General features: G+C 58.9%; 23 protein-coding genes and 1 pseudogene. 11 read left to right on the top strand and 13 right to left on the bottom strand.

From position 1 onward, the window contains the following. The first annotated feature begins 39 nt into the window (after positions 1–39). The 5 genes and pseudogenes from RZ517_RS13890 (at position 40) to RZ517_RS13870 (ending at position 3,546) form a co-directional block, all read left to right on the top strand. Complete coding sequence (locus RZ517_RS13890) at positions 40–294, top strand: DUF1294 domain-containing protein (RefSeq protein WP_338551164.1); 255 nt, start codon at positions 40–42, stop codon at positions 292–294. Between the two features lie 55 nt (positions 295–349). Next, complete coding sequence (locus tag RZ517_RS13885; protein ID WP_317057398.1) at positions 350–772, top strand: secondary thiamine-phosphate synthase enzyme YjbQ; 423 nt, start codon at positions 350–352, stop codon at positions 770–772. Positions 773–909: 137 nt separating this feature from the next. Next, positions 910–1,380, top strand: a complete 471-nt coding sequence (gene nrdR / locus RZ517_RS13880; RefSeq protein ID WP_317057399.1) for a transcriptional regulator NrdR — start codon at positions 910–912, stop codon at positions 1,378–1,380. A 5-nt stretch (positions 1,381–1,385) separates the two neighbouring features. Further along, positions 1,386–2,491 (top strand): annotated as a pseudogene (gene ribD / locus RZ517_RS13875) (bifunctional diaminohydroxyphosphoribosylaminopyrimidine deaminase/5-amino-6-(5-phosphoribosylamino)uracil reductase RibD). A gap of 65 nt (positions 2,492–2,556) precedes the next feature. Continuing rightward, entirely contained in the window at positions 2,557–3,546 is a 990-nt protein-coding gene (locus RZ517_RS13870) for a hypothetical protein (protein WP_338551163.1), read from the top strand. 9 nt (positions 3,547–3,555) lie between these two features. Here RZ517_RS13870 and RZ517_RS13865 read toward each other — a convergent pair whose 3' ends face one another. The 3 genes from RZ517_RS13865 to RZ517_RS13855 all read right to left on the bottom strand — a co-directional run bounded on the left by RZ517_RS13865 (position 3,556) and on the right by RZ517_RS13855 (position 8,132). Beyond that, positions 3,556–5,595 (bottom strand): capsular polysaccharide biosynthesis protein, encoded by a 2,040-nt coding sequence (locus RZ517_RS13865; protein WP_338548774.1) that lies wholly within the window; start codon positions 5,593–5,595, stop codon positions 3,556–3,558. Beyond that, entirely contained in the window at positions 5,595–6,743 is a 1,149-nt protein-coding gene (locus tag RZ517_RS13860; RefSeq protein ID WP_317057403.1) for a polysaccharide biosynthesis/export family protein, read from the bottom strand. Before RZ517_RS13860 ends, RZ517_RS13865 begins: the two co-directional genes overlap by 1 nt. A gap of 96 nt (positions 6,744–6,839) precedes the next feature. Continuing rightward, positions 6,840–8,132 carry a capsule biosynthesis protein gene (locus RZ517_RS13855; RefSeq protein WP_338548773.1) on the bottom strand — a complete coding sequence of 431 codons (1,293 nt, stop codon included), beginning with the start codon at positions 8,130–8,132 and terminating at the stop codon, positions 6,840–6,842. A 165-nt stretch (positions 8,133–8,297) separates the two neighbouring features. On the opposite strand from RZ517_RS13855, the gene RZ517_RS13850 reads away from it, so the two are divergent. Next, the gene (locus RZ517_RS13850; protein WP_338548772.1) at positions 8,298–8,885 is read left to right on the top strand and encodes a riboflavin synthase; all 588 of its coding nucleotides are present in this window, start codon (positions 8,298–8,300) and stop codon (positions 8,883–8,885) included. Between the two features lie 10 nt (positions 8,886–8,895). On the opposite strand, the gene RZ517_RS13845 is transcribed toward RZ517_RS13850, so the two are convergent. From RZ517_RS13845 to RZ517_RS13810, 8 genes are all read right to left on the bottom strand, one after another. Beyond that, positions 8,896–9,951: a proline racemase family protein gene (locus tag RZ517_RS13845; RefSeq protein WP_338548771.1), complete on the bottom strand. Its 1,056-nt coding sequence runs from the start codon at positions 9,949–9,951 to the stop codon at positions 8,896–8,898. A gap of 12 nt (positions 9,952–9,963) precedes the next feature. Beyond that, positions 9,964–10,629 (bottom strand): DUF3726 domain-containing protein, encoded by a 666-nt coding sequence (locus RZ517_RS13840; RefSeq protein WP_317057407.1) that lies wholly within the window; start codon positions 10,627–10,629, stop codon positions 9,964–9,966. Further along, on the bottom strand, positions 10,626–12,305 hold the full coding sequence (locus RZ517_RS13835; protein ID WP_338548770.1) for a hypothetical protein: 1,680 nt from the start codon (positions 12,303–12,305) through the stop codon (positions 10,626–10,628). The genes RZ517_RS13840 and RZ517_RS13835 overlap by 4 nt, the downstream gene beginning before the upstream one ends. After that, a complete protein-coding gene (locus tag RZ517_RS13830; protein WP_338548768.1) occupies positions 12,298–13,281 on the bottom strand; it encodes a membrane dipeptidase in 984 nt (327 codons plus the stop codon). The genes RZ517_RS13835 and RZ517_RS13830 overlap by 8 nt, the downstream gene beginning before the upstream one ends. After that, complete coding sequence (locus tag RZ517_RS13825; RefSeq protein ID WP_338548767.1) at positions 13,278–14,729, bottom strand: aldehyde dehydrogenase family protein; 1,452 nt, start codon at positions 14,727–14,729, stop codon at positions 13,278–13,280. The genes RZ517_RS13830 and RZ517_RS13825 overlap by 4 nt, the downstream gene beginning before the upstream one ends. A gap of 97 nt (positions 14,730–14,826) precedes the next feature. Then, complete coding sequence (locus RZ517_RS13820; protein WP_338548766.1) at positions 14,827–15,708, bottom strand: LysR family transcriptional regulator; 882 nt, start codon at positions 15,706–15,708, stop codon at positions 14,827–14,829. 57 nt (positions 15,709–15,765) lie between these two features. Further along, complete coding sequence (gene glpK / locus RZ517_RS13815; RefSeq protein WP_338548765.1) at positions 15,766–17,253, bottom strand: glycerol kinase GlpK; 1,488 nt, start codon at positions 17,251–17,253, stop codon at positions 15,766–15,768. A 68-nt stretch (positions 17,254–17,321) separates the two neighbouring features. Beyond that, positions 17,322–18,167, bottom strand: coding sequence for a LysR family transcriptional regulator (locus RZ517_RS13810; RefSeq protein ID WP_338548764.1), 846 nt, complete (start codon positions 18,165–18,167; stop codon positions 17,322–17,324). A 137-nt stretch (positions 18,168–18,304) separates the two neighbouring features. Here RZ517_RS13810 and RZ517_RS13805 point away from each other — a divergent pair, with 137 nt between their 5' ends. The 5 genes from RZ517_RS13805 to RZ517_RS13785 are packed head-to-tail and all read left to right on the top strand — an operon-like array spanning position 18,305 to position 23,377. After that, the gene (locus RZ517_RS13805; protein ID WP_338548763.1) at positions 18,305–19,780 is read left to right on the top strand and encodes an aldehyde dehydrogenase; all 1,476 of its coding nucleotides are present in this window, start codon (positions 18,305–18,307) and stop codon (positions 19,778–19,780) included. A 3-nt stretch (positions 19,781–19,783) separates the two neighbouring features. Beyond that, on the top strand, positions 19,784–20,923 hold the full coding sequence (locus tag RZ517_RS13800) for an aromatic ring-hydroxylating oxygenase subunit alpha (RefSeq protein WP_338548762.1): 1,140 nt from the start codon (positions 19,784–19,786) through the stop codon (positions 20,921–20,923). A 12-nt stretch (positions 20,924–20,935) separates the two neighbouring features. Then, positions 20,936–21,994, top strand: a complete 1,059-nt coding sequence (locus RZ517_RS13795) for an LLM class flavin-dependent oxidoreductase (protein WP_338548761.1) — start codon at positions 20,936–20,938, stop codon at positions 21,992–21,994. Further along, positions 21,984–22,592 carry an amino acid synthesis family protein gene (locus RZ517_RS13790; RefSeq protein ID WP_338548760.1) on the top strand — a complete coding sequence of 203 codons (609 nt, stop codon included), beginning with the start codon at positions 21,984–21,986 and terminating at the stop codon, positions 22,590–22,592. The genes RZ517_RS13795 and RZ517_RS13790 overlap by 11 nt, the downstream gene beginning before the upstream one ends. Beyond that, positions 22,589–23,377 carry an alpha/beta fold hydrolase gene (locus RZ517_RS13785; RefSeq protein ID WP_338548759.1) on the top strand — a complete coding sequence of 263 codons (789 nt, stop codon included), beginning with the start codon at positions 22,589–22,591 and terminating at the stop codon, positions 23,375–23,377. The genes RZ517_RS13790 and RZ517_RS13785 overlap by 4 nt, the downstream gene beginning before the upstream one ends. A gap of 132 nt (positions 23,378–23,509) precedes the next feature. Here the strand turns inward: RZ517_RS13785 and RZ517_RS13780 are convergent, their stop codons facing one another. Both RZ517_RS13780 and RZ517_RS13775 read right to left on the bottom strand, forming a co-directional pair. Beyond that, entirely contained in the window at positions 23,510–24,730 is a 1,221-nt protein-coding gene (locus tag RZ517_RS13780; RefSeq protein ID WP_338548758.1) for a PAS domain-containing protein, read from the bottom strand. Positions 24,731–24,910: 180 nt separating this feature from the next. Further along, complete coding sequence (locus tag RZ517_RS13775) at positions 24,911–25,156, bottom strand: MoaD/ThiS family protein (protein WP_338548757.1); 246 nt, start codon at positions 25,154–25,156, stop codon at positions 24,911–24,913. Between the last annotated feature and the right edge of the window lie 19 nt (positions 25,157–25,175).

Below are 25,175 nucleotides of genomic sequence, written 5' to 3'. Positions count from 1 at the left end.
ATCTGGTTCCAGATAACATGCAGCGTGTGCGCGCTTTTAATGGCTTGGGACAAACGCTGCGCACAAAGGCATAGCTGGCGCGTGTCGGAGAATACATTGTTGACTTGGGCTTTTCTTGGTGGTGCGTTGGGCGGCAAGTATGCTCAATGGGTATGCAGGCACAAAACGTCCAAAGAGCCATTTCGGTCTTCTCTGAATGCTTTGGTGTGCTGGAACACTATTTTGTATCTGGTCGCTATTGTTCCGCCTTTGAGAGAACGAGCCTTGTTCGTTCTGGGCAACTTACTGTTGTAAACGTACGCTTGGATGAGTTGGAATTCTGCGTTCGGGTAAAATGAGAAAGTGCCCCATGCCCCAAACCACCTTCACGATCTCAACCCACGGCCAGGGTCTTTATGAATTCACCCGCGAGGTGACAGGCTGGGTGGCGGAGCAGGGGATTTCCACCGGCCTGCTCACCCTCTTCATCCGTCACACCTCGGCGAGCCTGCTTATTCAGGAAAACGCCGATCCTGAGGTGCAGACCGATCTGCGGAATTACTTTTCCCGACTGGTACCGCCCACCACAGATCCTAGCATGTCTTACCTCACCCACACCTATGAAGGCCCCGATGATATGCCTGCGCATATCAAGGCGGCGATGATGCCGGTGAGCCTTAGTATTCCGGTGGTAGACGGGCGTCTGACCTTGGGTACATGGCAGGGGGTTTACCTTTTTGAGCACCGCGACAGGCCGCATTCACGTGAGATTGCCGCGCATTTATGCCCCTGACATGACCAAAAAACCGCAACATGCAGCGGTTTCATTTCCCCTCTACCCAAAACTTTGCGGACGCCCTATAGTCACGGTAGATACTTGGGCAGCAGACCCATGATCGACAGAGGCAGAGAAGAAAAGGGGAACGGCCGATGCGCTGCCCGTTTTGCGGAAATATTGACACTCAGGTAAAGGATTCGCGGCCTGCGGAGGATCACGTTTCGATCCGGCGGCGGCGGTTTTGTCCGGCCTGCGGGGGACGGTTCACCACCTATGAGCGCGTACAGCTGCGTGACCTGGTGGTGGTTAAATCCAATGGACGCCGTGAGGATTTTGACCGCGACAAGCTGGAACGCTCGATCCGCATCGCGCTGCAGAAGCGCCCGGTGGAACCTGAACGTGTCGAGCAAATGATCTCGGGCATCGTCCGGCGATTGGAGTCGCTGGGTGAGACGGACATCCCGTCAAAGACCGTGGGCGAGATCGTCATGGAAAGCCTGGCGCGGATCGATACAGTGGCTTATGTGAGATTTGCCAGTGTTTACAAGAACTTCCAGGCCGCAGATGATTTCGACAAGTTCGTTAGCGAACTGCGTCCGAACACCGCTCCAGAGGAAACTTAGGTCACGTGCACGAGGCCGACATCCGGTTTCTAAAGCTGGCTCTGGCGCTCGCGCGTCAGGGTACCGGCACATGTTGGCCCAATCCAAGTGTCGGCTGTGTGATCGTCAAAGACGGGCGCATCGTAGGCCGTGGGCGCACTGCGCCCGGAGGACGACCTCATGCTGAGCGAGCAGCGCTAGATCAGGCTGGCACTGCGACGCGCGGTGCCACGGCCTATGTCAGCCTTGAACCCTGTTGCCACCATGGTCAAACACCGCCTTGCGCAGATGCGCTGATTGAGGCGGGTATCGCGCGCGTCGTTTCGCCCATTGAGGATCCCCATCCAAATGTGTCTGGCGGCGGGTTTAACGCATTGCGCGCCGCGGGAGTGGTCGTTGAACCCGGACTTTTGGCAGCCGAGGCAGAGGACGCGCTGTCCGGATTCCTGACGCGGGTGCGTTTGGGGCGGCCTTGGGTGACACTGAAACTGGCCACATCGTTTGATGGTCGGATTGCCACTGCAAGCGGACATAGCCAGTGGATCACGGGCCCTCAAGCCCGGCGGTGGGTGCATGCCATGCGCGCGCGCCACGATGCGGTGATGGTGGGTGCGGGCACGGTGCGAGCCGATGACCCGTCTTTAACCGCAAGAGATCTCGGCATGGCACATCAACCTGTGCGCGTCGCCGTCTCTCGTCGCCTCGATCTGCCGCTCATGAGCAATCTGGCACGGACCGCTCGTGAGGTGCCTGTCTGGCTATGTCACGGACCGGATGCTGATGCATCTTTGGTCGAGGCATGGAATGGCGTCGGGGCCGAACTTTTGACTTGTCAATTGACCGGCAGACAGCTCAATCTGACATCAGTTTTGATGGCGCTTGGCCAAAAAGGGCTGACGCGCGTGTTCTGCGAGGGGGCGGCGCATTGGCCGCCTCACTTCTGGCCGAGGGGCTGGTGGACGAATTGGTGGGCTTCACTGCAGGTCTTGCCATCGGGGCTGAAGGACGGCCTGGCGTGGGGGCGCTGGGACTGGATCGGCTGGACAAAGCACGGCGCTTTCGATTGGTGGAAAGCCGTGCTGTTGGTGGTGATATCATGCATCGCTGGGTCGCCCAAAACGAGAGCGAATAGGGAACGGAAAAATGAGGGTTTTGCGCGCATTGCTCCTTGCTGGCTTACTGGCAGGACCGGTCCTGTTGAGTCTCTCGGCACCGGCAACCGCGCAGACCAGCTTCAACGAGGCGGTTGAAATTTGGTTGCAAGGCAATGACCGTGACAGCCTGCCGGCACTCGCAGTTTTGGCCCAGGCCGGAGACAGAAACGCACGCATTTTGCTGGCCCGAATCGAAACATTCGATCGGGGCCCATCCCCGTTTCGCTTTTCGCTCAGTGGGGCAGAGCGGCGTGCGCTTTTCCGGCAGGTGCCGCAGAACGAAATTTTTGGCAAAAGCTGGCTCAAGGTCGAAGCAGAGCGTGGTAATAAGCTGGCAGCGCGGTTTCTGCAGTCACGTCACCCGACACCGGATTTGGAACTCATTCAGGACCTTTGGGACGCCGGAGAAGGTCAGGCGACGGACTATCCGACGCGCGTCGTCGCGCTTTACGGCAGTCCTCAGCAAAAGCGTGCGCTTCTTGAAAGCGGGCGTATCCTAGAGGAACTGGCCCCGTTTTTGGGGTATCTTTCCGGAGACCCAGAACCGCGGGGTGATGGTTTGGCGGCACTTAGGCTGATCACGGGTAAGGATCAGAGTGATATCAACCCGGACAACCAAGATGCCTTTGCAATGGCGGGCTTTCTGGCCTTGGGGTTCGGCTTTGGCAATGCATCTCTAGACAACGCATACCGCTCTGACGTTGAAAATTGGGTGCTTGAATCTTTGTCGACGAGGCCAATTGCAAATCTGTGCAATGAGGCATGTGCCCAAGAGAAGGGTGCCTGTGCCTTCGCGTTTTTTGCTCTGTCTGGCGGGTATTTTGAGGTCATCCGCGTGGATACTCCCTATCAGTCCCTGATCTCGCAGCAGCAGTTCTTGGACAGCCCGAGGGCGCGTATCATGACCTTGCGCCGCGCGGCTTTGGCGCGGGTGGAGGCCAACACACGCGAGTTGGCGACAACCGAACAGATTGCGGAAATCTCATCCTGCGCGGCGGATTTGGTGGCGGCGGAACGTGCGCTTTACAAGTGACGCCCAAGATCAGCGCCACAGCCCCGCATAGGTCGCAAACACACCTTGCAGCTTTGACAAGAGCCGATTGGCGGCGCCGGGGTGAGGGATGTCGCCTTTGGCGAGCCGGTCCAGGGCGACCTCAACCGGGCAGGCCTGACCTGTGACCGGGTCAAAGTATCGCGGATAGTCGATGAGGGCCGCATGCACGAGCCCATGCAGATTGGGACGCGCGCTTCGGCGGACAGGGACATCACCTAGATCATTCGTCAGCCCCCAACCGGCATAGAAGGGTGCGCCCGTGGTTGTGACCGGGACCCCCCTGAGCAACGCCTCAAATCCCATAAGCGACGTCATGGTCCAGACCTCCTGAACCTCTTTCAGAACCGCATCCGGGTCGGTCTTGGCTAAAACAACGGCTCCAAGTTCATCAAGTGAGGCTTGTGGCACCTGCCCATCCCGCAGCCCTGCCTCGACATCTGGGTGAGGTTTGTAGAGCACGACGGCATCGGGATTGTCAGCACGTACCCTTTGCAGCAGAGCAAGATTGGTGTTGATGTCACCGGCCCCCTTGAGGATCGACGCATCATCTTCGACCTGCCCGGGCACCAGAATACGGTGTCCTTCAGGCAGGTCCGGCGCACCGCCAGAGAGATTGTATTTGCTCAGCCCCCCTTCGCAGATACGCGCGATCAGACGTTCTGCGCGGCGCTCCTGATCCGGGCGCAGCTCTGCGCGCTTGGCAATCCAGTGTTCCAGGCGGCTTTCGCTGGAAGGATCGTAGTAAATCCCAAGATCATCGCAGACCAACGATAAGGCGGGGACAAGTTCCGCGCCTAACCCGCGTGAGCGCAGAAATCCGTCTTCTACGCGGGTGGCCTCTGGGGCCGCTTCCGCTTGGCTGGCCCAGACCATATGGGAGCGACCTGTGGTAGAAGCTTTGCGTGAGGCGCGCTCTGCATCATTCTGAAAAATAATGCTCTTTTGTGATCCGAATACCCTTTGCAGCGGCTTTCGTTTCCATAGCCGCATACCCGTGGCGACCCATCCGATTTGGTCTTCACGCCAGGCACAGGTTCGCGCTTCCAGCGTTGCGATCACATCTTCCAACTCGCACAGGCAATCCCGGTAAGGATCGTACCAAACCGGATAAAGGATCATCGCCGCAGCAAAGAGTTGTGCCTTGCTCAGGTTTCGACCGCGCCGGGCCAGTTCCAGAGGGTGACGATCCTCCGTTAGCCCCCAGCCTGCATAAAACGGCTGTCCAAAGACACGCGGTTTGTGGTCGGCATAAATTGCCTCAAAACCCAGTTGCGAAGACACGGTATAAACACCTATCGCTCCTTCAAAGAGCGTCCAGGGGCTGATCGGGTCCGTGAAAAGCGAAATCCGGTCCGTTTCGTCCTCTGCACTGAAGTAACCTGGACGATGACCTGCCAGCGTTTCGGGATGGGTCTTGATCAGGATGCGCGCGCCCGGATGATCTTCTTGTGCGCAAAACAGCATTTCGCGGAACGAATTTGCATCGGCCCTGCCATGCGCAACCGAGGCATCACCATGGGTCTGATCGATCACAAGCACATAACCCGGCTCAGGTGCAGGGGTATCCAGCGCAAAGCCGCTGTATTTTGTCAGATGACCCTCTTGCAGCCGGGTAATGGCGGCGCGTGCGCGGTTCATCAGCGCGGTGTCATCCAGTGGATGCGTGGCTAGCAAGGTTTCCAGATCAGAAGGCCCCGAACAGTCAAAATGCACGCCGGTATGGTCGATGTTTAGGCCCAGTGGCGGCTCGCCGTCGCGGCCGGGGTGCAAGGATCGCAAAAACGCGTCTTCCACCCTGATCAGCGCAGCGCCGGTGGCTTCGGCCACAGCCTCGCCGCGCCGGGCATAGGGAGAACGGCCCCAAACGGCGATCTGGTCCTCGGGCCCCGGTTTGCCAAGCTGCAAGGGCAACCCGGCGAGTTCCATGATCCGGCGGATTTGCTTTTGGCGCAGAAAACCTGCGTTAAAATAGACAACCCGCCCAGGTCTTGCGTCTTGGGCGGGGTCTTGGATGTCTGGTTGTGGCATTAGTTGCCGCTAAGCGTATCGCCTGCGGTCGAGACAGATCCCACAGCGCCCAACGTACCTGTCAATGCGCTGATCACCTTGCTCCATTGGGTGAATGGCGCCTCTGTCACGTAAAGCGTGTCCTCGTCGCGAATGGCAAAGTCACGCGCCATGAAAAGCCCGTTCGGTTGTGTCAGGTCAAGCACATAGACCACACGCTGCGCCCCGATCAGATCGGTCCGGCCCAGCACCTGATTGGCAATCTCGGCAGGCTCGTTGCGCATCACGAAGACACCGGTGGGATCAGCCGTGTTGGTGTTCAGACCACCCACCTGTGCCAGTGCTTCCACGGCGGATATGGTAGGAGACGGGAAGGGCAGGCGGGCCTGACCTCCTGTGGCCCCCAAAGCGGTAAAGGCGCGGGTGTCTTCTTCGACAAGAATGCGGTCGCCATCGCGCAGGGCGATGTCGAAATTGGGGTGATTGAACAGATCCTGGAACCACACTTTAGAGCGCATATTGCCCCGAATAACAGTGACTTGCGCAATCTCAGGCTGGATTGTCACGCCACCGGCATTGGCCAGCATGGTCGACAAGGTCCGCGTCGGGCGCTCGATGGGATAGACTCCCTGACCGCCCACAGAACCAATCAGAGACACGGATGCCCCATCACCCGCAAGGCGGCGCACCTCGACCTGCGGATCGGGTGTCTGCTCATCCAGCTTTGATGTGATCACACGGCGAATGGCCTCGGGCGTGTTGCCTGCCGCGCGAATGCGCCCTGCGTAGGGCACAAAGATAAAGCCCGCACCATCCACCTGCACCTCTTGCAGGACAGTCTGGTTCACACCTTCTCCAGCCAAAAGACCGTCATCGACGTTTTCCCAGATGGTCAGGCCCAGCGTATCGCCGGGGCGAATTGTGTCAGAGCCGACAAGACCTGCATTTTTGAACTCATCCGAAAAGCCCAGTGTTGGCTGCACAGCGGTGGCCCGTGTCACCCGGTCATTTACGCTGACAACAAAGGCGTCGCCGGATTGCTGCACCGAGCCTGCAAAGATTTCGCTCTTGTTCGGGCCAGAGCGGGGCAAGACGCCACAGGACGCCACGGTGCTCGCCACAAGCACAATAGCGACGGACTTCGCCCATCGTTTGGATTGGATTTTCACTGCCCGGTCTCCTCGACCTGTTTTTTTACTGCCTCAGTATTTTCGCCTAAGGTAATGGGGTCTTTTGAAAAAATCCAGCCTGTGCCGCTGCGTCGGCTATTTTACGACATATAACTGTTGCCGGGGTGCCGCGGTGCCCGAGACCAGCGCATCGTAGGGATCATCGGCGCTCAGCATCATATCCACCGTCTGGCGTAAAAGCTGCCGGCGTCCGCGTGCGGAATAAAACCCGCCTGCCACCTGACTGGTCTCCAGCAAATAGCGCCGGTAGTCGGCATAGGCTTTGCGATCCGGCCGCTCTGCTCCGGCAAAGAAATCGCGCAAGGGCTTGGTTGAGGTGAATTCCGGCTTGGCATAGACCGCCTGACCAAAGGTTTTAAGCGGAATGCCGCGCCACAGAACCTGTTGCGCAGCTGTGGAATTGACCGTCACGGCGCTGCGCGCCTCATCCAGCAGCTGCGCCAGCTTACCGCCACGCACATAGTGCACGCGATCTTCGATATTATGCTTTTTTGCCAACCTCTTAAGCTCTGGCCGGATCGGTGCGCGCCCGTCTTCCAGAGGATGCGCTTTGACCACGAGATGGTGATGTTGTGGCGCACCCTTGGCAAAGCTTTCGGTTACCGTTTCCAGAAAATCGGTCATCGTCGAAAAGGGCGAATGCATCTGGAACGACGCGTCATGCTCAAGCTGTAAAAGGGCCAGGTGGTAGGGGAACCCACCGTGTCGAATGCGCGAGGTCGCAATCCGGCGTTCAACCGCCTGGGCTGGCATCAGCAACAGACGTTTGAGATAGAGCTTGAATTCCTGTCCCACGCTCAACGCGCGATGCGGGCGGAAATTGCGGTAGTTTCCGTTTAAAAGCAGAACGGCGCCGTGATATACAGCGCCATAAAATACGTGCTGACGCATATCGCCCCAGGAGGCCGGGGGCAGGGCGCTGTCCATATCGGAATTCTTCAGGGCGGTGCGCATATCGTCCACGCTCATATGCATCAGCCGTGAATGCCCGTTCGAGCCGCCACGCTCATAAGTCACCCAATAGGGGCGCATATACCCTTCTTCAAAGACATGCACAGCCAGACCAAGCGCCTTGGCCTCCTGCACGGCATGGGCGTGGATGGGGCGCGTGTCGCCGTAAATGACAATGTCGGTCACGCCTTTTTCTGCCACCAGGTTTCGGAACGTGGGGCGCCAGTCGGTCTGCGTGCCATTGAAAGGGATGTAGCTGTCCTTGTCGCGCCAGAAGAGCGCGTCACCGGCATTGAACCCCACGCGCCAAACCGACGCGCCGGTTCGTTTGAGCATATTGCCCAAACGCGCGAAAAAGGGCCCGTGCGGACCCTGCAAAAACAGGAAGGTTCGTTGGCCTACAGACGGCACACTCATAAACACTCGCCTCTTGTCACGTTTCACGCGCTGCTCATTTTTGTCATTATTACAGCAGGATTAAGGCAAAATTAAGGCTGAATCCATGGGTGTTTACCTGTCAACATGTCTTGTCATGCCAGTTCCCGCGCTTTAGGTGCAAAGGGGCAAGTTGGGAGACATGCGATGTTTACAGGCATTGTGACCGATATGGGAGAAATCCGGCAGGTTGAGCAACGCGGTGATCTGCGGGCCCGCATCGCCACACGCTATAACATGAGTGGCGTCGATATCGGCGCGTCGATCGCCTGTGATGGAGTGTGCCTGACCGTGGTGGCCAAGGGCGCGGATTGGTTTGACGTGGATGTCTCGGCTGAGACCGTGTCGAAGACCAATCTCGGCACATGGGCGGCGGGGCGTACGGTCAATCTTGAACGTGCTCTGCGCGTCGGCGATGAGCTTGGCGGGCATATTGTGTCAGGGCATGTGGATGGCTTGGCCGAAGTGGTGGAGGTCCGCGATGAAGGCGACAGCACCCGCGTCAGCCTACGCGCGCCCGATAGCCTCGCGCGGTTCATCGCCCCCAAAGGGTCGGTGGCGTTGAACGGAACGTCTCTGACTGTGAATGAGGTTGAGGGTCTGGTGTTCGGGATCAACTTTATTCCGCACACCAAAGAGGTCACGACCTGGGGTCGTGTGGCCGTGGGGGATCAGGTCAATCTGGAGATCGACACGCTGGCACGCTATGTGGCGCGCCTCGCCGAAATATCCTGAATACAAGGGTTTAGGCCCAGATATCTCCGATCGTATAGCCTTCCTGAAACGGATCGGTTGGATCAAGCGTATAGTTCGACGTGCCATAGATCCAACCCTGACCGGAGAGTGTGGGCACGATGGCCTCATATCCGGCCACGTCTGTCACCTCCTCAATCCGCCCTGTAAAGGTCGTGCCCAGCGGCCCGGCATGCACATAGTCCTGTCCCGCCTTAAGCAGGCCGCGTTTGTGCAGAACCGCCATGCGCGCGCAAGTGCCGGTACCGCAAGGCGAGCGATCCAGCGTACCGGGCAGGGCATGAGGCCGCTTCGGATCAAACCCACCGGTGGACACGGTGACAGCGTTCTTTCCATGCGTGTCGGGATTCGTGGGCGCACCAAAAAGCTGGCTGATCGTGGGGCCGGTGATGTCGGGGTTTTCAGGATGCGTCACCCCCAGTTGCTCTCTCGCAGCGGCGAGAATACGTTCGGATGTCTGCACAATCTGCGCGCCGTTCTCTGCCTCTAGGGATACTCCGAGCGCATCGGCATCGGACATCACGTAAAACATCCCGCCCCATCCGATATCAACGGCGACGCGCCCCAGCCCCTCGACCTCCAGCGACGCGTCCAGATGCATCGCAAAGGCCGGGACATTCTTGAACGTGACACGCGTGACTTTGCCATCTGCGCAGTCCGCTCTGACGCGGATCAGCCCTGCCGGCGCTTCGAGGGTCAGCTCAGTCACAGGCTCGACCATCGAAAGCATGCCGGTCTCCAAAAGGACCGTGACCACGCAGATTGTGTTCGATCCCGACATGGGCGGATATTCCGTCTGCTCCATGATGATGAACCCGGCATCGGCATCGGGGTGACAGGGCGGCACGATGAGGTTGGCGCAGAGTGCAGGTTGCCCACGCGGCTCGCGCAGCATGAGCTTGCGAAGATCATCTACATGCGTTTGCATGTACTGCATCTGCGCAAACACCGTCTCGCCTTGCAAAACTGGCGCACCGGCGGTGATGACACGCCCCGGTTCGCCCTCGGCATGAGCCTCAACAGCGGTGATCACTCGGGATGTACGCATATGTCCCCCGGCTCAGTCATTGTCCGTCAGACCCGCGCCAGCGCCGCTGAGACGGCTTTCCTCGGTTTCAGGCGCATAGGTGCGCTGGGCGAAGGCCGTCAGAGTGGCGGTCGTTTCTGCTGACATGTCCGCGCGGTAACAGCGGGTCAGCCGCGCGCCTAGCGTGGGTTTGACCTCTGGGATGGTCGCAGGCGACAGGCGCACCCACTCTGCCCTTGACGTTTGCCGCGCATTCTTTGGGTCATCAAGATAGGTCTCACCATCCGCGCGGGTGAGTGTCAGGCCTTCCCAGCTGAGGGACAGCGCCGCACCGGTGCGATCAGCAGCCCAAACCGCGTAAGGGATCAAAAGCATAGGCTGCAGCACAGGGCCAAGCGACAAAGACGCACCATTGGCCCAGTCAGAGGCCAGATCACACAACACGGCACCGGTCGTAATCGGGCAGAGCGCGCCACTTTTGGCCGTCCAGGTCTTTGAAAGCGAAGCAGGTCCCAACTCAGATGTGGCAACGCCATCGGTCTGCGTCAAAAGCTGGGCCAACGCTGCAGCGCCCGGCCATCCTGCGGCAGAGGTCCAGCGTGTGGCCTTGCCTGCTTCTTCTGCCAGCCCCCAGCTATAGCCCGCGCCTCGCGCGGCCTTACGCGCGAGACCTTCCACCTCGTTCAGGGACCAGCTCATTGCGCCGCAATGGGCAGAGGCGGCAAGGTCCAGTCGTCGCTCGCCTGCGCCAACTCGTGGGGGAAGGGCGCGTGCTGGTACATGTTGATCCTGAGCCAGCGGTCTGAGCGGGGATCGAAATGGCAAGCGCCAAAGAAACTGAGTTTCAGGCGCAGCATGTCGATGGGCAACATCTCGGCGCTCAGGGTATTGTCGCGGATTTCGGCGTAAGGCAGGCGTGCTGCGATTTGCGCGCGGCGGGTCACATGGCGATGCTCGGGATGGGCCAGAAGGAAGGCTGCCACGGTGGTCTCGTCGGTCTGTTTCAGCGCCGTGTAAAGACGTGTCGCATCTCGTCCCGGACCAAGAGGTTGCTCATAAGGCTCAATCGGCTCTTCAAACCGCTCGCCAAGGCGCGGCTCCAGCTTGGCCTCTGACACATACCAAACGCGCGCGTGGCTCTCCGGCGTGTCCCAATCAATATCCAGCGCCCAGCCATAGACATCCTCAAGGATGGTTTGCAACGTGGCCACGGACATTGTGCCGTCAATCGGAAAGGTCATATGCTCGTCAGTGGCCATGCAATCGGTCAACCCGTCAACAAGGTCACCATACGGCTCTAGCAGCAGTGCGGCCAGCTGTTCCTGCCCTTCCAAGGACAATTCAGCCTGCGCCCAGACCCAAAGCCGGTTCCAGGGTTGATCAGAGGTCAGATCAACCGTTTCCACATGCGCCTGCAGCGCCGCCATATCCGAGCGTAATGCGTTTAACTTCTTGATTTGAAGGGGATGTTCTGACCTCCATGCATTCGCATGAATTTTGGCGCGCGCAACAAAGCGACGAAGGGCCTGCACGTCTGTCACTGTGGCCTCAGGCAGGGACCGCACCCGGGACAGCGCCTCTTCGCGCGCGGCAATCCAGGCGTTGAGCAAGGCAGGATGGGTGACCAGAAACGGCGCCATGCCGAGGCCAGTGGAATTGCCAATGCCAAACCGTCGCCGCAGGTTCGGGTCGAGCGGCACAGCCCTTTCGGGTGCTCTCATACGGGCCATATGCTCGACGAGATCCATCACGAAAGCGCGGGTCAGAAACACCGACAGCATCTCGATCTGAAAGGGGCCAGCACATTCCGGACGGTGGCGTGTTTGCTCGCGGTCCGCCGCGCCGAACTTGCCCGAACCATAGACGGCGGTGGTGCGCATCAGATATCCGACATCGCCCACTTTGGTCTCATCCGGCTGTTGCCCCGAGGCCAGCGCCTCAACCACGTGATCCCATAGCCGCACAGACCGGTTGGCGCGCGACAGGCTCAACTCGCGGTCGCTGACGCGTCCGGCCTCTTGCAAGGGCACGTTTTGCGACAGCCGCGTGATATCATCTTGCGTTGGCACGCCGTCAAACAGGGTGAACGTGGCATCCCAAGCAGTCGCAATCACCCGGTCAGAGCGCTGCTCGGGGGGCAGATCATGGGCAAAGGCCAACAAGGAATAGGTGCGGTCCGGCCCCTTGGCCGTGTAGACCGCGTGGCCCTCCCCATTTGCGTCAATGTCGAAGACAGGGACGTCAAATTTCCACGCCTCACGGCTCAGCCGCCGCAACAATTGCCGCATAAAGCTCAGCCGACACTGATGCGCCGAGCCAAGCCGCGCCAGCGTCATGACCTCATTGGGGTCGCGAGGTGGGATCACTTCAACCATCTGACGGCACAAAGTTTTTCTCAAAGAACCGGAACCAGTTGTCCCCCATAATGTCCGCAATTTCCCGCGCGTTAAAGCCCACCTCTTTCAGCCCCTCTTCCAGTCGCGGAAAATCGGCATTGGTGTGGAACCAGTAAGGTTGCTTGGGAAAGCCCGGATTGGCGGCAGAGCCTTCGCCATAGTCGATTTCCTTGGTCCAGCGTCCCACGCGCATCCATTCCACCACGCTGTCAGGCTGGTTCTGACACAGGTCAGACCCGATGCCGAAATGCTGAACGCCATAGCGTTCCGCAGTGTCGGCAATCATCTGACAGAACCCTTTGAGCGTGCAGTCGCTGCCCCCGGCCAGGTGATGCGGATAGATCGAAAAGCCCATCATCCCGCCATTTTGCACCACGGCGCGGATCACGTCATCGGGTTTGTTGCGGCGCGCGGCATGCCAGTCAAACGGGTTGGCATGGGTGATCGCGATAGGCCGCTCGGAATGGTCCGCCGCCTCAATGGTCGACCGGTCGGCGGAATGCGACATGTCAACAACAAGCCCCACGCGGTTCATCTCTCGGATCACCTGCTTGCCCATGCGCGTGAGGCCGGGGTCCTCGTCCTCGTAACATCCCGTCGCGAGAAGCGACTGGTTGTTATAAGTCAGTTGCATAAACCGCGCGCCTAGGTCGTGCCAGACTTCAACGAGGCCGATGTCGTCCTCAATCGGCGAGGGGTTCTGAAAGCCAAAGAAAATCGCCGTGCGTCCGGTGTCATGGGCCAGTTTCACATCACTGGCCCAGCGACCCTTCATGATCAGATCAGGATGTTGTTCGAACCACCGGTTCCACTGTTCCACATTCAGAACCGTTTCGCGGAAATTTTCGTGGTAGGAAATGGTGACGTGCACCGCATCAAGCCCGCCCTCTCGCATCTGGCGAAAGATGTCTTCCGACCAGTTGCAATATTGAAGGCAGTCGATGCGATAGGTCATTTTGGCACCCCTGATGAGATATAGGCCGTCTTGACCACTGTATAGAATTCGCGCGCATGAATGCCCTGTTCACGCGGGCCATAAGAGCTATCGCCGCGCCCGCCGAACTGCACGTGATAATCGGTGCCTGCGGTGGGTAGGTTCACTGTGACCACACCGGTTTGCGCATTCCGACGGAAGTGGTTGGCACGGGCGAGGGATGTGGTGACAATGCCTGAGGTCAGGCCAAAATTCGTGTCATTCACAACGCTTAACGCCTCGTCATAGCCCGCGACCTTGATCACCGCTGTGAGCGGCGCGAACATTTCTTCGCGGTTGATGCGCATGTCATTGGTGCTATTCAGAAAAACGCCTGGGGACATGTAGAAGCCGTCATGCAGCATCTCCAGCCGTGCACCACCACAAGCGAGCTCTGCCCCCTCGGATTTGCCCAGATCAACATAGGCCAGGTTTTCGTTCAGCTGCTGCTCGGAAACCACCGGCCCCATCTGCGTGCCGTCTTCCAGCGCATGGCCGACTTTCATCGCCTTGGCTCCGGCGACCAGTTTCTCGACAAAGGCATCGTGGATGCCCTCATGCACCACAAGACGTGAGGATGCGGTGCATTTCTGCCCCGTGCCGCCAAATGCGCCGCCCAAGGCCAGAGTGACCGCAAGATCAAGATCGGCGTCCTCCATCACGGCCAGCGCGTTCTTGGACCCCATCTCAAGCTGCAGCCGGGTGAAATTTGCCGCCGCTGTTGAGGCGATCTGACGCCCCACCGGCACGGAGCCGGTAAAAGAAATCGCATTGATTTCAGGACTTTCAATCAGAGCCTGACCAATCTCACCACCGGCCCCCATCACAAGCTGAAAGAGCCCCGGCGGAATGTCCTGTTTGGCAATAATCTCCGTCAAGGCCACCGCCGAGGCTGGCGTGATATTGGCCGGTTTCCAGATCACCGCATTGCCATAGGCCAGAGCCGGGGCAATCTTCCAGCTTGCTGTTGCCGTTGGGAAATTCCAGGGGCTGATGATCGCCACGGTGCCCACCGGCTCGCGGCGTACATCGATTTCGATGTCGGGACGCACGGAGTCGGCATTCTCGCCCAACTGGCGCAGCACTTCATGCGCGTAATAGGTGAAAAACTGCCCCGCGCGATAGACCTCGCCTTTGCCCTCTGCAAAAGGCTTGCCCTCTTCGCGGCTCAGAAGCGTGCCCAGTTCCTCGGCCCGCGCCATCATCTCGGTGCCGATGGCGTGCAGCACCGCCTGTTTGCGCTCCAGCCCATAGGCGGCCCAGGTGATTTGCGCCTCCTTGGCGGCGGCAATGGCATCATTCAACTGCGCGCGGCTGGCCTGCGTAAAGTGGCCGATCACGTCGCTCAGATCAGAAGGATTGCGGTTCTCGACCTCTGATGGGCCGCTGACCCAGTTCCCTGCGATATAGTTCTGTTTCAGCTCAGCCATGTGATGTCATCCCGTGAGTGGTGGAGTTTCACTTTTTTCTGATCCTGTGAATTAAGGCAAACGAGAAATTGTTTAGGAAATTTCAGATTATCTGTATTCAGACATGCGCAAGGCGAATGTTCTGATTGCGAATGACCTCTGCCAAAGCCACCGCGGCAGGGGACATGTCCTGATCCGGCGGTGTCAGCATCCAAATCTCACGCCGGAGCGTTTTGTCCGACAGCGGTAAGAATGTCAGGTCATCACCAGCATCAAACGCGGCCAATTCCGGCAAGACGGTCACGCCCATACCTGCGCGCACAAGGCTCAGGATCGAAGCTGTGTTTCGGACATGTAGCGTGGCGCTATCCTGAATGCGGCGAAATTCTGGATCAGGGATCAATTGCCCCAGATCATTGGCAATGAAAGGCGTGTCCTGAAGGTCGGACCAACCCAGATCGTCCCAGTTTTTTGTCAAAGGATGATCTGCGGGACAGATGACACCAAACCGGTCAGAGAACAGCAAGTGTCGTTCGAACCGTGGCATCGGACGCAGGCTGGCCAGTGCAATATCGACGCGCCCTGCCTGAAGCTCGTGGCCGATGCTGGCGCTGTCAATGTCGCGCATGCCGATGCGCACATCCGGATGGTGATTGGCAAAGCTGCGCAGGACATGCGGCATCAGAACCTTGGCCACTGAGGGCGTCACAGCCAACCGCACATGACCCGCTTCGGCGCGCGACAGCCCCTCAATCGCAGCCACAGTGCGGTCGAAATGATTGAGCTCTCGTTTGGCTTCAATGCGCACCAACTCGCCCAGCCGGGTCAGGTGCGACTTGCGCCCCGGTTTGAACAGCGGTGCACCGATGTGATCCTCCAGTTGTTGCAACATCATCGACACCGCAGAGGGCGTGCGTCCAAGCTCCTTGGCCGCATCACTCAGGTTGCCGCGGTCGGCCACGGTCAGAAAACAACGAAGCATGTCAATTTTGATCGCCATTTTCATATTGTCTGAAAAATAGCGTTTAAAATCAAGTCAAATTGAATTTCTCTGCAATTACACGGCCATCGTTGCCGCCACAGCGCGTTTCCACGCGGCGTAGCGCGTTTCTCTGAGGTCATTGTCCATCGCTGGCTCAAATCGCGCCTCCAGAGCCCAGGCCTCTGCAAACCCAGCCTGATCAGGATAAACTCCAGCCTGCATGCCCGCGAGCCAAGCGGCTCCAAGTGCCGTGGTTTCTAGCACCTTCGGTCGGTCCACCGGCGCGCCGGAGATATCCGCCAGAAACTGCATCGTCCAGTTCGATGCGCTCATCCCGCCATCAACCCGCAAAACCTGCTCTGTCCCCGATGCGCTCCAGTCGGCGGTCATCGCCTCAAGCAGGTCGCGGGTTTGGAACCCCACGCTTTCCAGCGCGGCCCGCGCCAGTTCCGCAGGCCCGGTGCCCCGCGTGATGCCATAAAGTGCGCCACGGCAATCAGGGTTCCAATAAGGCGCGCCCAGCCCGGTAAAAGCCGGCACCAGAATGGGCGATTGATTGGGATCGGCCGCGTCGGCCAGGCTTTGGGTCTCGCCCGCCTCCTTAATGACCTTCAGCTCGTCCCGCAGCCATTGCACAACGGCCCCGGCGATAAAGATCGACCCTTCCAGTGCATAGGTTGGCTTGCCGTCTAACTGATAGGCGATAGTCGTCAGCAACCGGTTTTGCGACCGCACCGGCGTGTCGCCAGTGTTCAAAAGCGCAAAACACCCCGTCCCATAGGTCGATTTCATCATGCCCGGGCTGAAACAGGCTTGTCCCACGGTCGCGGCCTGCTGATCGCCCGCCACGCCCAGGATCGGGATTTCGCGACCAAAGAGATCCGCGCGCGTGCTGCCGTAATCCGCCGCACTGTCGCGCACTTCGGGCAGCATTTGCATGGGCACATCCAATAGCGTGCAAATCTCCTCGCTCCAGGCCCCTTTGCGGATGTCATAAAGCAGCGTGCGCGCGGCATTGGTCGCATCTGTGGCATGCACCTTGCCGCCCGTCAGCTTCCAGATGAGATAGCAATCGACCGTGCCGAAAAGCAGATCGCCCGCCTTGGCTTTGGCCTTCGCGCCCTCTACCTGATCCAGGATCCAGGCCAGTTTCGTGCCCGAGAAATACGGATCGAGCAAAAGCCCCGTGCGCTCGGTCACCATCTCTTCGTGCCCGGCCTCTTTCAAAGTACGACAAAACTCCGCCGTGCGCCGGTCCTGCCAGACGATAGCGTTGTGAATGGCTTTGCCGGTGGTGCGATCCCAGACAAGGGTGGTTTCTCGCTGATTGGTGATGCCGATGGCGGCGATGTCGGTTGCATTGATGCCTGCACGTTCGATCACGCTACGACAGGTCGCGGCGGTGGTGGCCCAGATGTCATCCGGATCATGCTCGACCCAGCCGGAATTAGGGAAATGCTGGGTGAATTCCTCTTGTGCTGTGGCGGTGACGTTCAGTTTATCGTCAAACAGGATCGCCCGGCTGGAGGTTGTGCCCTGATCAATGGCAAGGATATGGGTCATGGTCTTGGTCCTTTGTCGCGCGCAGCGAACCATGCAGGCGCGGTAGAGTCAAAGCAAGATGCACGCACTTAGGCCACAGGCGCGGACAAGGCCTCTACCAGCGGTGCAAACCATGTCCAGTTGCGCGCCGCCGTGTCCCGCACGATCAGGCTTTTCTTGCGGTAAAACACCGGTGCCTCTGCTGGTAGATGCAAACGCATCTGCTCTACATAGGGCGCAGCCAAAGCGCGCGGCAGATAGGCAGACCCGCCATGTTCCAGCATGTGCTGTAACGCCCACCAGGAGCTGTCAAAGCTGATCCGTGCCACTCCGGCATGGTGGTAAAATTCATCATGCTGCTGGCGATACTCCGCGCCGTGATCGACAAAGATGTAAAGCGGATCATTGTCGATTGGCGTGTCAGGCCGGTCTGAATAAAGCACCAGCTCTTCGGGAGGAAGCGGATGCACCGTCTGCGACCCGCGCGCCACCTGATCATAGGTCAGGATAACGTCCACCATCCCCTCGGCCAGCCAGTTTTCCAATTCCGCCGCACTGCCCTGACGCACTGCCACCGCCATGTCATCGCGCCCGCCCACCACGCCGTTGAAAAACGCCCGTCCCGGCCCGTGCCACAGCTCTCGGTCACAGCCAAAAGTGCAGACCGAGGCCAGACCAGCGGGCAGGGCGGTCTCATATTTCGCCTGCCGCCACAGCCCGGTCATCGTGCGCGCATAGCGTAGGAATTTCGCGCCTGCAGGGGTCAGAGTCGTGCCGGATTTCTGCCGATTGAGAAGTTGCTGGCCCAACGCGTCTTCCAGCGTCTTGAGCCGGGCTGTGACGGTTGATTGCGTGACGTTCAGCTCTTGTGAGGCCCGCACAAGGCTTCCGGTGTCGACGATGGACAGAAAGGTTTGGACGGCGGCAAGGTTCATAAAAGTGGCTCGGTCAATAATTCGAATAATCCGAACTTAATCTGCAAAACAATTCGATTTCAAGAATTGTATTTCCGTGCAAGACTGGGCGTGTTGAGGGGATCGACCCTCGTTACAGCCTTTGGGAGGAGGACACGATGGTCGAGAGCTATTCCATGTTGATCGGTGGGGCGTGGGCGCAGGCCAGCGATGGCGGCACGTTTGAGACGTTCAACCCGGCCACTGGCGCTGTCTGGGCGCGTGTGCCCGAGGCCACGGCAGAGGACGTGGATCGCGCTGTGCAGGTGGCGCATGCCGCCTGCTATGAGGGGCCATGGGCGTCCATGACGGCCACCCAGCGTGGGACGTGCCTGCGCAAGCTGGGCGATTTGCTGGCGGATCGCTCAGAGGCACTGGGAGAGATCGAGACCCGCGACAGCGGCAAGATGTTCAAGGAAACCCGCTGGCAGGCCAAATATATAGCTGAATTCTTTTACTTTTACGCCGGGGCGGCGGATAAGATTGAGGGAAAGACCCTGCCCATCGACAAGCCCGACATGTTCGCCTTTACCGAACGTGAGCCCTTGGGCGTGATTGCCGCCATTGTCCCCTGGAACAGTCAGCTTTTCCTCACGGCGGTCAAAATCGGCCCGGCTCTGGCGGCTGGTAATACCGTGGTGCTCAAAACCTCGGAACATGCGCCTGCCGTAATCCTTGAGTTTGGCAAGCTCGTTGCCGAAGCGGGTATTCCCGATGGGGTGGTGAACATCCTGACCGGCCATGGCGACCCGTGCGGCAAGGTGCTGACCTCGCATCCTTTGGTGGCGCGGGTGAGTTTTACCGGTGGTCCCATGGCCGCGCGGCATGTGATCCACAACTCGGCGGAAAACTTTGCTGAGGTCAGCCTGGAACTGGGTGGGAAATCCCCGTTTATCGTTTTCGAAGACGCCGACATCGAAAGCGCGGTCAACGCTAGCGTGGCCGGTATATTCGGTGCCTCCGGGCAATCCTGCGTGGCAGGTAGTCGCCTTATCGTGCACGAGACTGTCGCAGATCAGTTCCTTGAAAAGATGTCAGAAATTGCCGCTGGTATACGCATTGGCGATCCCATGGCGGAAGAAACCGAGATGGGCCCGCTCTGCACCCATGGGCAGCTTGAGCATATCGAGGCGCAGGTCAAAGGCGCTGTGTCGGAGGGCGCGCGTCTGGTATGTGGCGGGGCGCGGGCGGATGCGGCAAGCGACATGTTCTTTCAACCAACGATTCTTGATTGCCCGTCGCCCGATCTGACCATCGTGGACACAGAGCTTTTTGGCCCGGTTCTCAGTGTGTTGCGGTTCAAAACTGAAGCAGAGGCACTGGCCTTGGCCAACCAGACCAAGCACGGCCTCGCGGCGGGGATATTCACCCGCGATTCCGCGCGCTCGGTGCGTATGGCACGCAATGTCCGGGCCGGGATTGTCTGGGTGAATACCTATCGCGTGATCTCTCCCATTGCCGAGTTCGGCGGTGTCAAAGGCTCCGGCTATGGCCGTGAGAGCGGGTTTCAGGCGGTCTACGACTACACCCGCCCCAAAACAGTCTGGGTGAACCTGTCGGACGCGCCTATGGCCAACCCGTTTCAGATGAGGTGAGCGATGGCCCTCGACGACGCCCTCCAACACGCCTTGCAAGCCTGCCGTGCCCCGGCAGAGCAGGCCTACTCCATTCCGCCGCGGTGTTACAACGACGTGGAGATTGAGGCGCTAGAGGCCGACCGGCTCTTCCGCGGGGGGTGGATCGGTGTAGGCCGCGCCGATTTGGTGAAGGCGCAGGGGGACTACGTCGCACTTGATCTGGCCGGGCAGGCGATCATTCTGTTGCGCGACACAGATGGAGGGTTGCGCGCCTTTGCCAATACCTGTCGCCATCGCGGCGCGCGGCTTGTCGAGGGGCAGGGCACCTGTCGCGGTCTGCGCTGCCCGTTTCATTCGTGGTTTTATGGGCTGGACGGACGGCTCGTCGCGGCACCTGAGATGGATGCGGTAGAGGGGTTTGACAAGGCCGATTATGGTCTCAAAACCTATCGCGCCGAAGAGTCGCTTGGCTTTGCTTTTATCTGCCTCAATCCCGACGCGCCCGCGCTCGATACGGTTCTGGCTGAGTTCCCGGCCATTCATGCGCCCTGGCCACTGGAAAACCTCGTCACCACGCGCCGCCGGGAGATGGTCGTGGGCTGCAACTGGAAGGCCTTTCTGGAGGTCTTTAACGAATATTACCACCTGCCCTTCGTGCATGCAGACTCGATTGACGATGTCTATCTGCCGCCCGATGCGCCCGACGCGGTGCAGGGGGCCTTTGCCACGCAGTTTGGCCCGACTGAGGGCACTGGCGGACTTTTGCAGGACGAACAGGACAAAGCGCTCCCACCCATGCCGGGGCTGTCGGGCCGTGCCGCAGAGGGCGTGCGCTATACGTGGGTCTTTCCCAACATGACATTCGCGGCAGGGCGTGATGCGCTTTGGGTTTATGAGGCCTATCCGCTGGGGCCAAACCAATGCCGCGTTATTCAAACTGCGTGTTTCCCACGCGAAACGCTGGATCGACCGGGCGCGGATGAGGCTCTTGCCGCCTATCACACTCGGCTCGATGCCGCGATTGATGAGGACATCCCGGCCCTGGAAAACCAACAACGCGGCCTGGCTGCGCCCGACGCAGCGCAAGGGCGGTTCCAACCACTTCTAGAGGCCAATGTCGCGCGGTTCGCCGGGTGGTATGCCGAAAAACTTTTGACCTGAAAGGGGACGGATATGAAATTTCATCTTGCGATCAATCTGGAACGCATGACGCCCGAAACAGACATGAAGGCGGTGCGCGATCATACGCTGGAGATGGTCAAAATGGCTGACGCTGCCGGGTTTGAGATTGCCTGGGCCGCCGAGCATCACGCGCTGGAGATGACAATTGCGCCGAACCCGTTTCAGATCCTGGGCTGGTGGGGCGAGCATGCCAAAAACATCCGTCTGGGCGTCGGAGTTGTGAACGCGGCCTACTGGCATCCCATCAACCTTGCCGGGGAAGCCGCGATGCTTGACCTGCTCAGCGACGGGCGTCTGGAATTTGGCATCGGATCAGGGGCTTATCAAAGAGAATTCGACCGGATGAAGCCTGGCCTCGATCAGAAAGACAGCTGGCGGTATATGCAGGAAATGCTGCCCGTGGTGCAAAAGCTGTGGGAGGGCGACTATGCCCATGACGGCGAGTTCTGGCAATTCCCAAGCGCCACATCCTGTCCCAAACCGGTGCAGTCGGAGGTCCCTGTTTGGGTGGCCGCGCGTGCGCCGATTACGTTCGACTACGCCGTCGAACATGAGTGCAACATTCTCAGCTGGCCGCTCACCATGCCGATGAGTGAAGTGGAAACCTATGCCAAGCGGCTCAAGGATGCGGTCGAGACGGCTGGTAAGCCGTTCAAGGGGACTTGGGCCATCATGCGCCACACTGCTGTTTATGAAAGTGAACAGGATCGGGCAGGTGCCATGGGCGCAATCCGGCATGTCTTGGGTCAGTTCGGCAACCTGATGATGAAACGTGGCGAGGTACTGAACGGTTTCCCGGAACAAGTGCCTCTGGAAGAGCTTGACGGCAACGCTCGGGTGGACCCGGATATGCTGGAAGAGAACCTGATGTTCGGCAGCCCCGCTCAGGTGGTGGAAAAACTCAAGGCGCATCAGGCCTTTGGCGCGGATGCCTTTGTCTACTACGCTTCGATGGGGGCCGACATGGACCTGCAAAAACGCAGCCTGCAGCTTTTCATCGATAAGGTGATGCCAGAATTTGCGCAACAGGAGCTGGCCCATGCCGGATAAGAACGAAGTCGAAATCAGACGCACGCTGATGGTGGAACAGACCACCTACCGGGAAGGCTGGAAAGATGTGGCGGAACCGACCAAGCTTTATGCCGCGTTGGTGATTGTAAAGAACCCGTGGTTCGGACGCGGCCATGTGGAGGATATGAGCCCCGAGATCCGCAGTCACGGTCCGGTTTTGGGCAAGCTTCTGACTGACATGATCATGCAAGCCTCGGACGGCAAGGTCGAAGGCTATGGCAAGGCCTCGCTCGTCGGCATGGGCGGCGAACAGGAACATGGGCAGGGGATGACCCACACGCTCTGGTTCGGCAACCAGTATCGCGAGGCGCTAAAGGCCAAATCCTACATGTCCTTTGCCAATACGCGCGGGGCCGCCGGGGCATCGCTGATCATCCCGCTGATGGACAAGGATGATGGCGGGCGGCGCTCTCATTATCAGACCATTCATGTGTCGGTGCCCGATGCGCCGGCCGAGGATGAGATCATCGTGGCGCTGGGCGCGTCCGTGGGCGGACATCCCAATCACCGGCTTGGGGATCGGTATAAGGATCTCGAAGAGATGGGTCATGATCTCGATAACCCGGCGGGGGTATGATGTGGAACGGCACCGCTTATGACCTGACAGGTCCCGAAGATGCGCCCGTTGTGGCGCTGATCCACGGGCTGGGTCTGAACCGTCAGATCACTTGGGACGGGATGTTGCCCGCGCTGAGCCAACGGTATCGCGTGCTGAGCTATGATCTTTTGGGGCATGGTGAGAGTGCGGTGCCCGAAGGTGAGGTCACTCTGACCGCGCTTTCCGAGCAACTCGTTGATCTGATGGATCATTTGCAAATTGGGCAGGCGGCTTTGGTGGGCTTTTCGCTCGGCGGCATGATCAACCGGCGCGTGGCGCTCGATCATCCCGAGCGCGTGTCGGCGCTGGCGATCCTGAATTCTCCGCATGAACGCGAACCGGAGGCGCAGGCGATGTACGAAAAGGCCGCACGCGACAGTGCAGTGGGCGGGCCGGAGGCCACCGTAGATGCCGCACTCAAACGTTGGTTCAGCGAGGGTTTTCACGCCGAAAATCTGGATGTCGTGGCGCGAGTGCGCCAGATCGTCGTAGCCAATGACCCGGCCAACTATGCCGCCCACCGCTATGTTCTGGCGGCCGGTGTGACGGAACTCATTCGGCCCGATCCGCCTATAGATGCACCTGCATTGGTTATGACCTGCGAACATGACAGCGGCTCAACCCCCGCCATGAGCTGGGCCATCGCGCATGAGATGCCAGAGGCCCAGGTCGAGATTGTCGCAGAGCTGCGGCATCTGGGATTGGTGGAGCGCCCGGAAGTGTTTTCTAAAGCTGTCCTGAAGTTTTTGGAGGGGGCGGTGTGACACTTTAGATGAACGATGCCTTTGGTCCGCATCCAGCGTCTGTGCAAACATGCGCCTTTGCAAAGGTCATGTCGCAGCCGTTTTCGTCGTGCACCGCCCAGGGAATCCGGTCCAACATAAAAAATGCGCGTCTCAGGCGGCTGCCCGACGCCCAATCAAGATGTCGACGTCGCTACGCATATGCTTGTTGGCAACATCTACGGCATCCAACCCTTCGCCCAGAACCGATTGAAACTGTCCCAGATCATCGATCAGGTGATCGAGGTTGTTTAGTGAATTGTCGATCGATGCGCTTTCGATCTTACCGATGACCCGGATGACCTTGAGACTGGTCGATAGTCGTCGCATTTCCGCGCAGGATTGCGAAAACAGCTCGATTTGAGACGATATTGCACGCAACCCTTTGAGCGCCTGCTCGGAATAGCTTTGCTGTTGTGCGCGCAGATGCTGCATCTCTACGTCTTGATTGACGGCCTCACAGGTCTCTTCGTATTGGAAAAAGTCGATGACCTGGCGCTGAACCATGGCCGTGCTGGTCAAAAACCAACCCTTGCCAACCGCCTGTGACACGTTGTGGCAATTCCTAACAAATTCAGACATTTGCTGCTGAATCTCGTTGGAAATCATGGTGTAATTGTCCGAAATTGTCCCAATCGGTGTGCCAATATCGCCAAGCTGTGCAGCATGAATTTTCAGGTTCAGCGGGATATGTTTGTTCTTTGAAAACACATCGGCAATGTTGCTCGTGCAGTAAAGCAAGTCTTCCGCTGATTTGGCGAGTCTTTCAAAACAAGTTTGACTCGCATCCTTCGTACGGCCCAGATGTTCATCCCGCGCGCTGACTTCCAGGCTGAGCGCCTGTGCCATGAAAGCGCTGTAGCTGTCGTATCCCAAAGCTGCGAGATGATCTGTTAGTCGAGCCGCACTTTCTTTGGGCGACACGTTCTGCGTCACTTCGGCATCCCGCAAATCTGCGTATTGCTTTTTGACGGCTTCGAACACCGTACTGCTTGGTTTGAGCCTGACGGACAAAAATCCACCTTCGATGGGTGTCACAACCGCAAACACCCAGTAGTAGCATCCATCTTTTGCAAGATTTTTAACATAGGCGCCAATGGGGTTGCCCTTTTGAATGGTGTCCCACATCAGCCAGAAAACGCCACGCGGCATGTCCGGATGGCGGATAAGACGATGTGGCGCATGAAGTATTTCATCCCAGGAATACGCGCTTATGGATTGGAAAACGCTGTTTCCGGCCTGAATGACTCCGCGCTCGTCCGTGCGTGAAAAGAACAGCTCGTCAAATTCGAATGGTCTTTCCTGGTCGAGGGTGACTGACGTTTTCTGGTTCACGTAAATTTCTCTTCGGTCTTCGTCGGACGGGAACGTGATCGTGGGAACAGGCACGACCAGGCGACGTTTTTTCGTCTCTTAGCTGCATGAAGCTAACGAATGGTGAAGAGGGTCGAAGAGATATCACATCTTGAATTTGTGGGCGTGGATTTACTTGGATCGGTCGGTGCGACGTCCGGCCTATCCCCCCTTTAACCGCGCCAGAAGCACCACTTCGCTATCGGGCTTGATCGGCTGGAACCAGCTGTCATTGTAAATCCGCCCGTCAATTGAGACGGACACGCCGCGCTCCAGTTGCGGTTTGAGGCCGGGGTAACTATGCCCCAGCCGCTCCAGCAACTCGCGCAAGGTGCTGGCCTCAACCTCTACCTCGCGCTGATCCTCGGCAAAGGCGGCCAGAGAGCCCCAGATTTTCACTTTGACCATGGCGCGCCTCGGGTGGAGG

Source organism: Roseovarius sp. S88 (assembly GCF_037023735.1).
Taxonomy (GTDB): Bacteria; Pseudomonadota; Alphaproteobacteria; order Rhodobacterales; family Rhodobacteraceae; genus Roseovarius; species Roseovarius phycicola.
The sequence above is the reverse complement of the archived record's forward strand: the minus strand, read 5'-3'. Positions and strand labels throughout refer to the sequence as shown.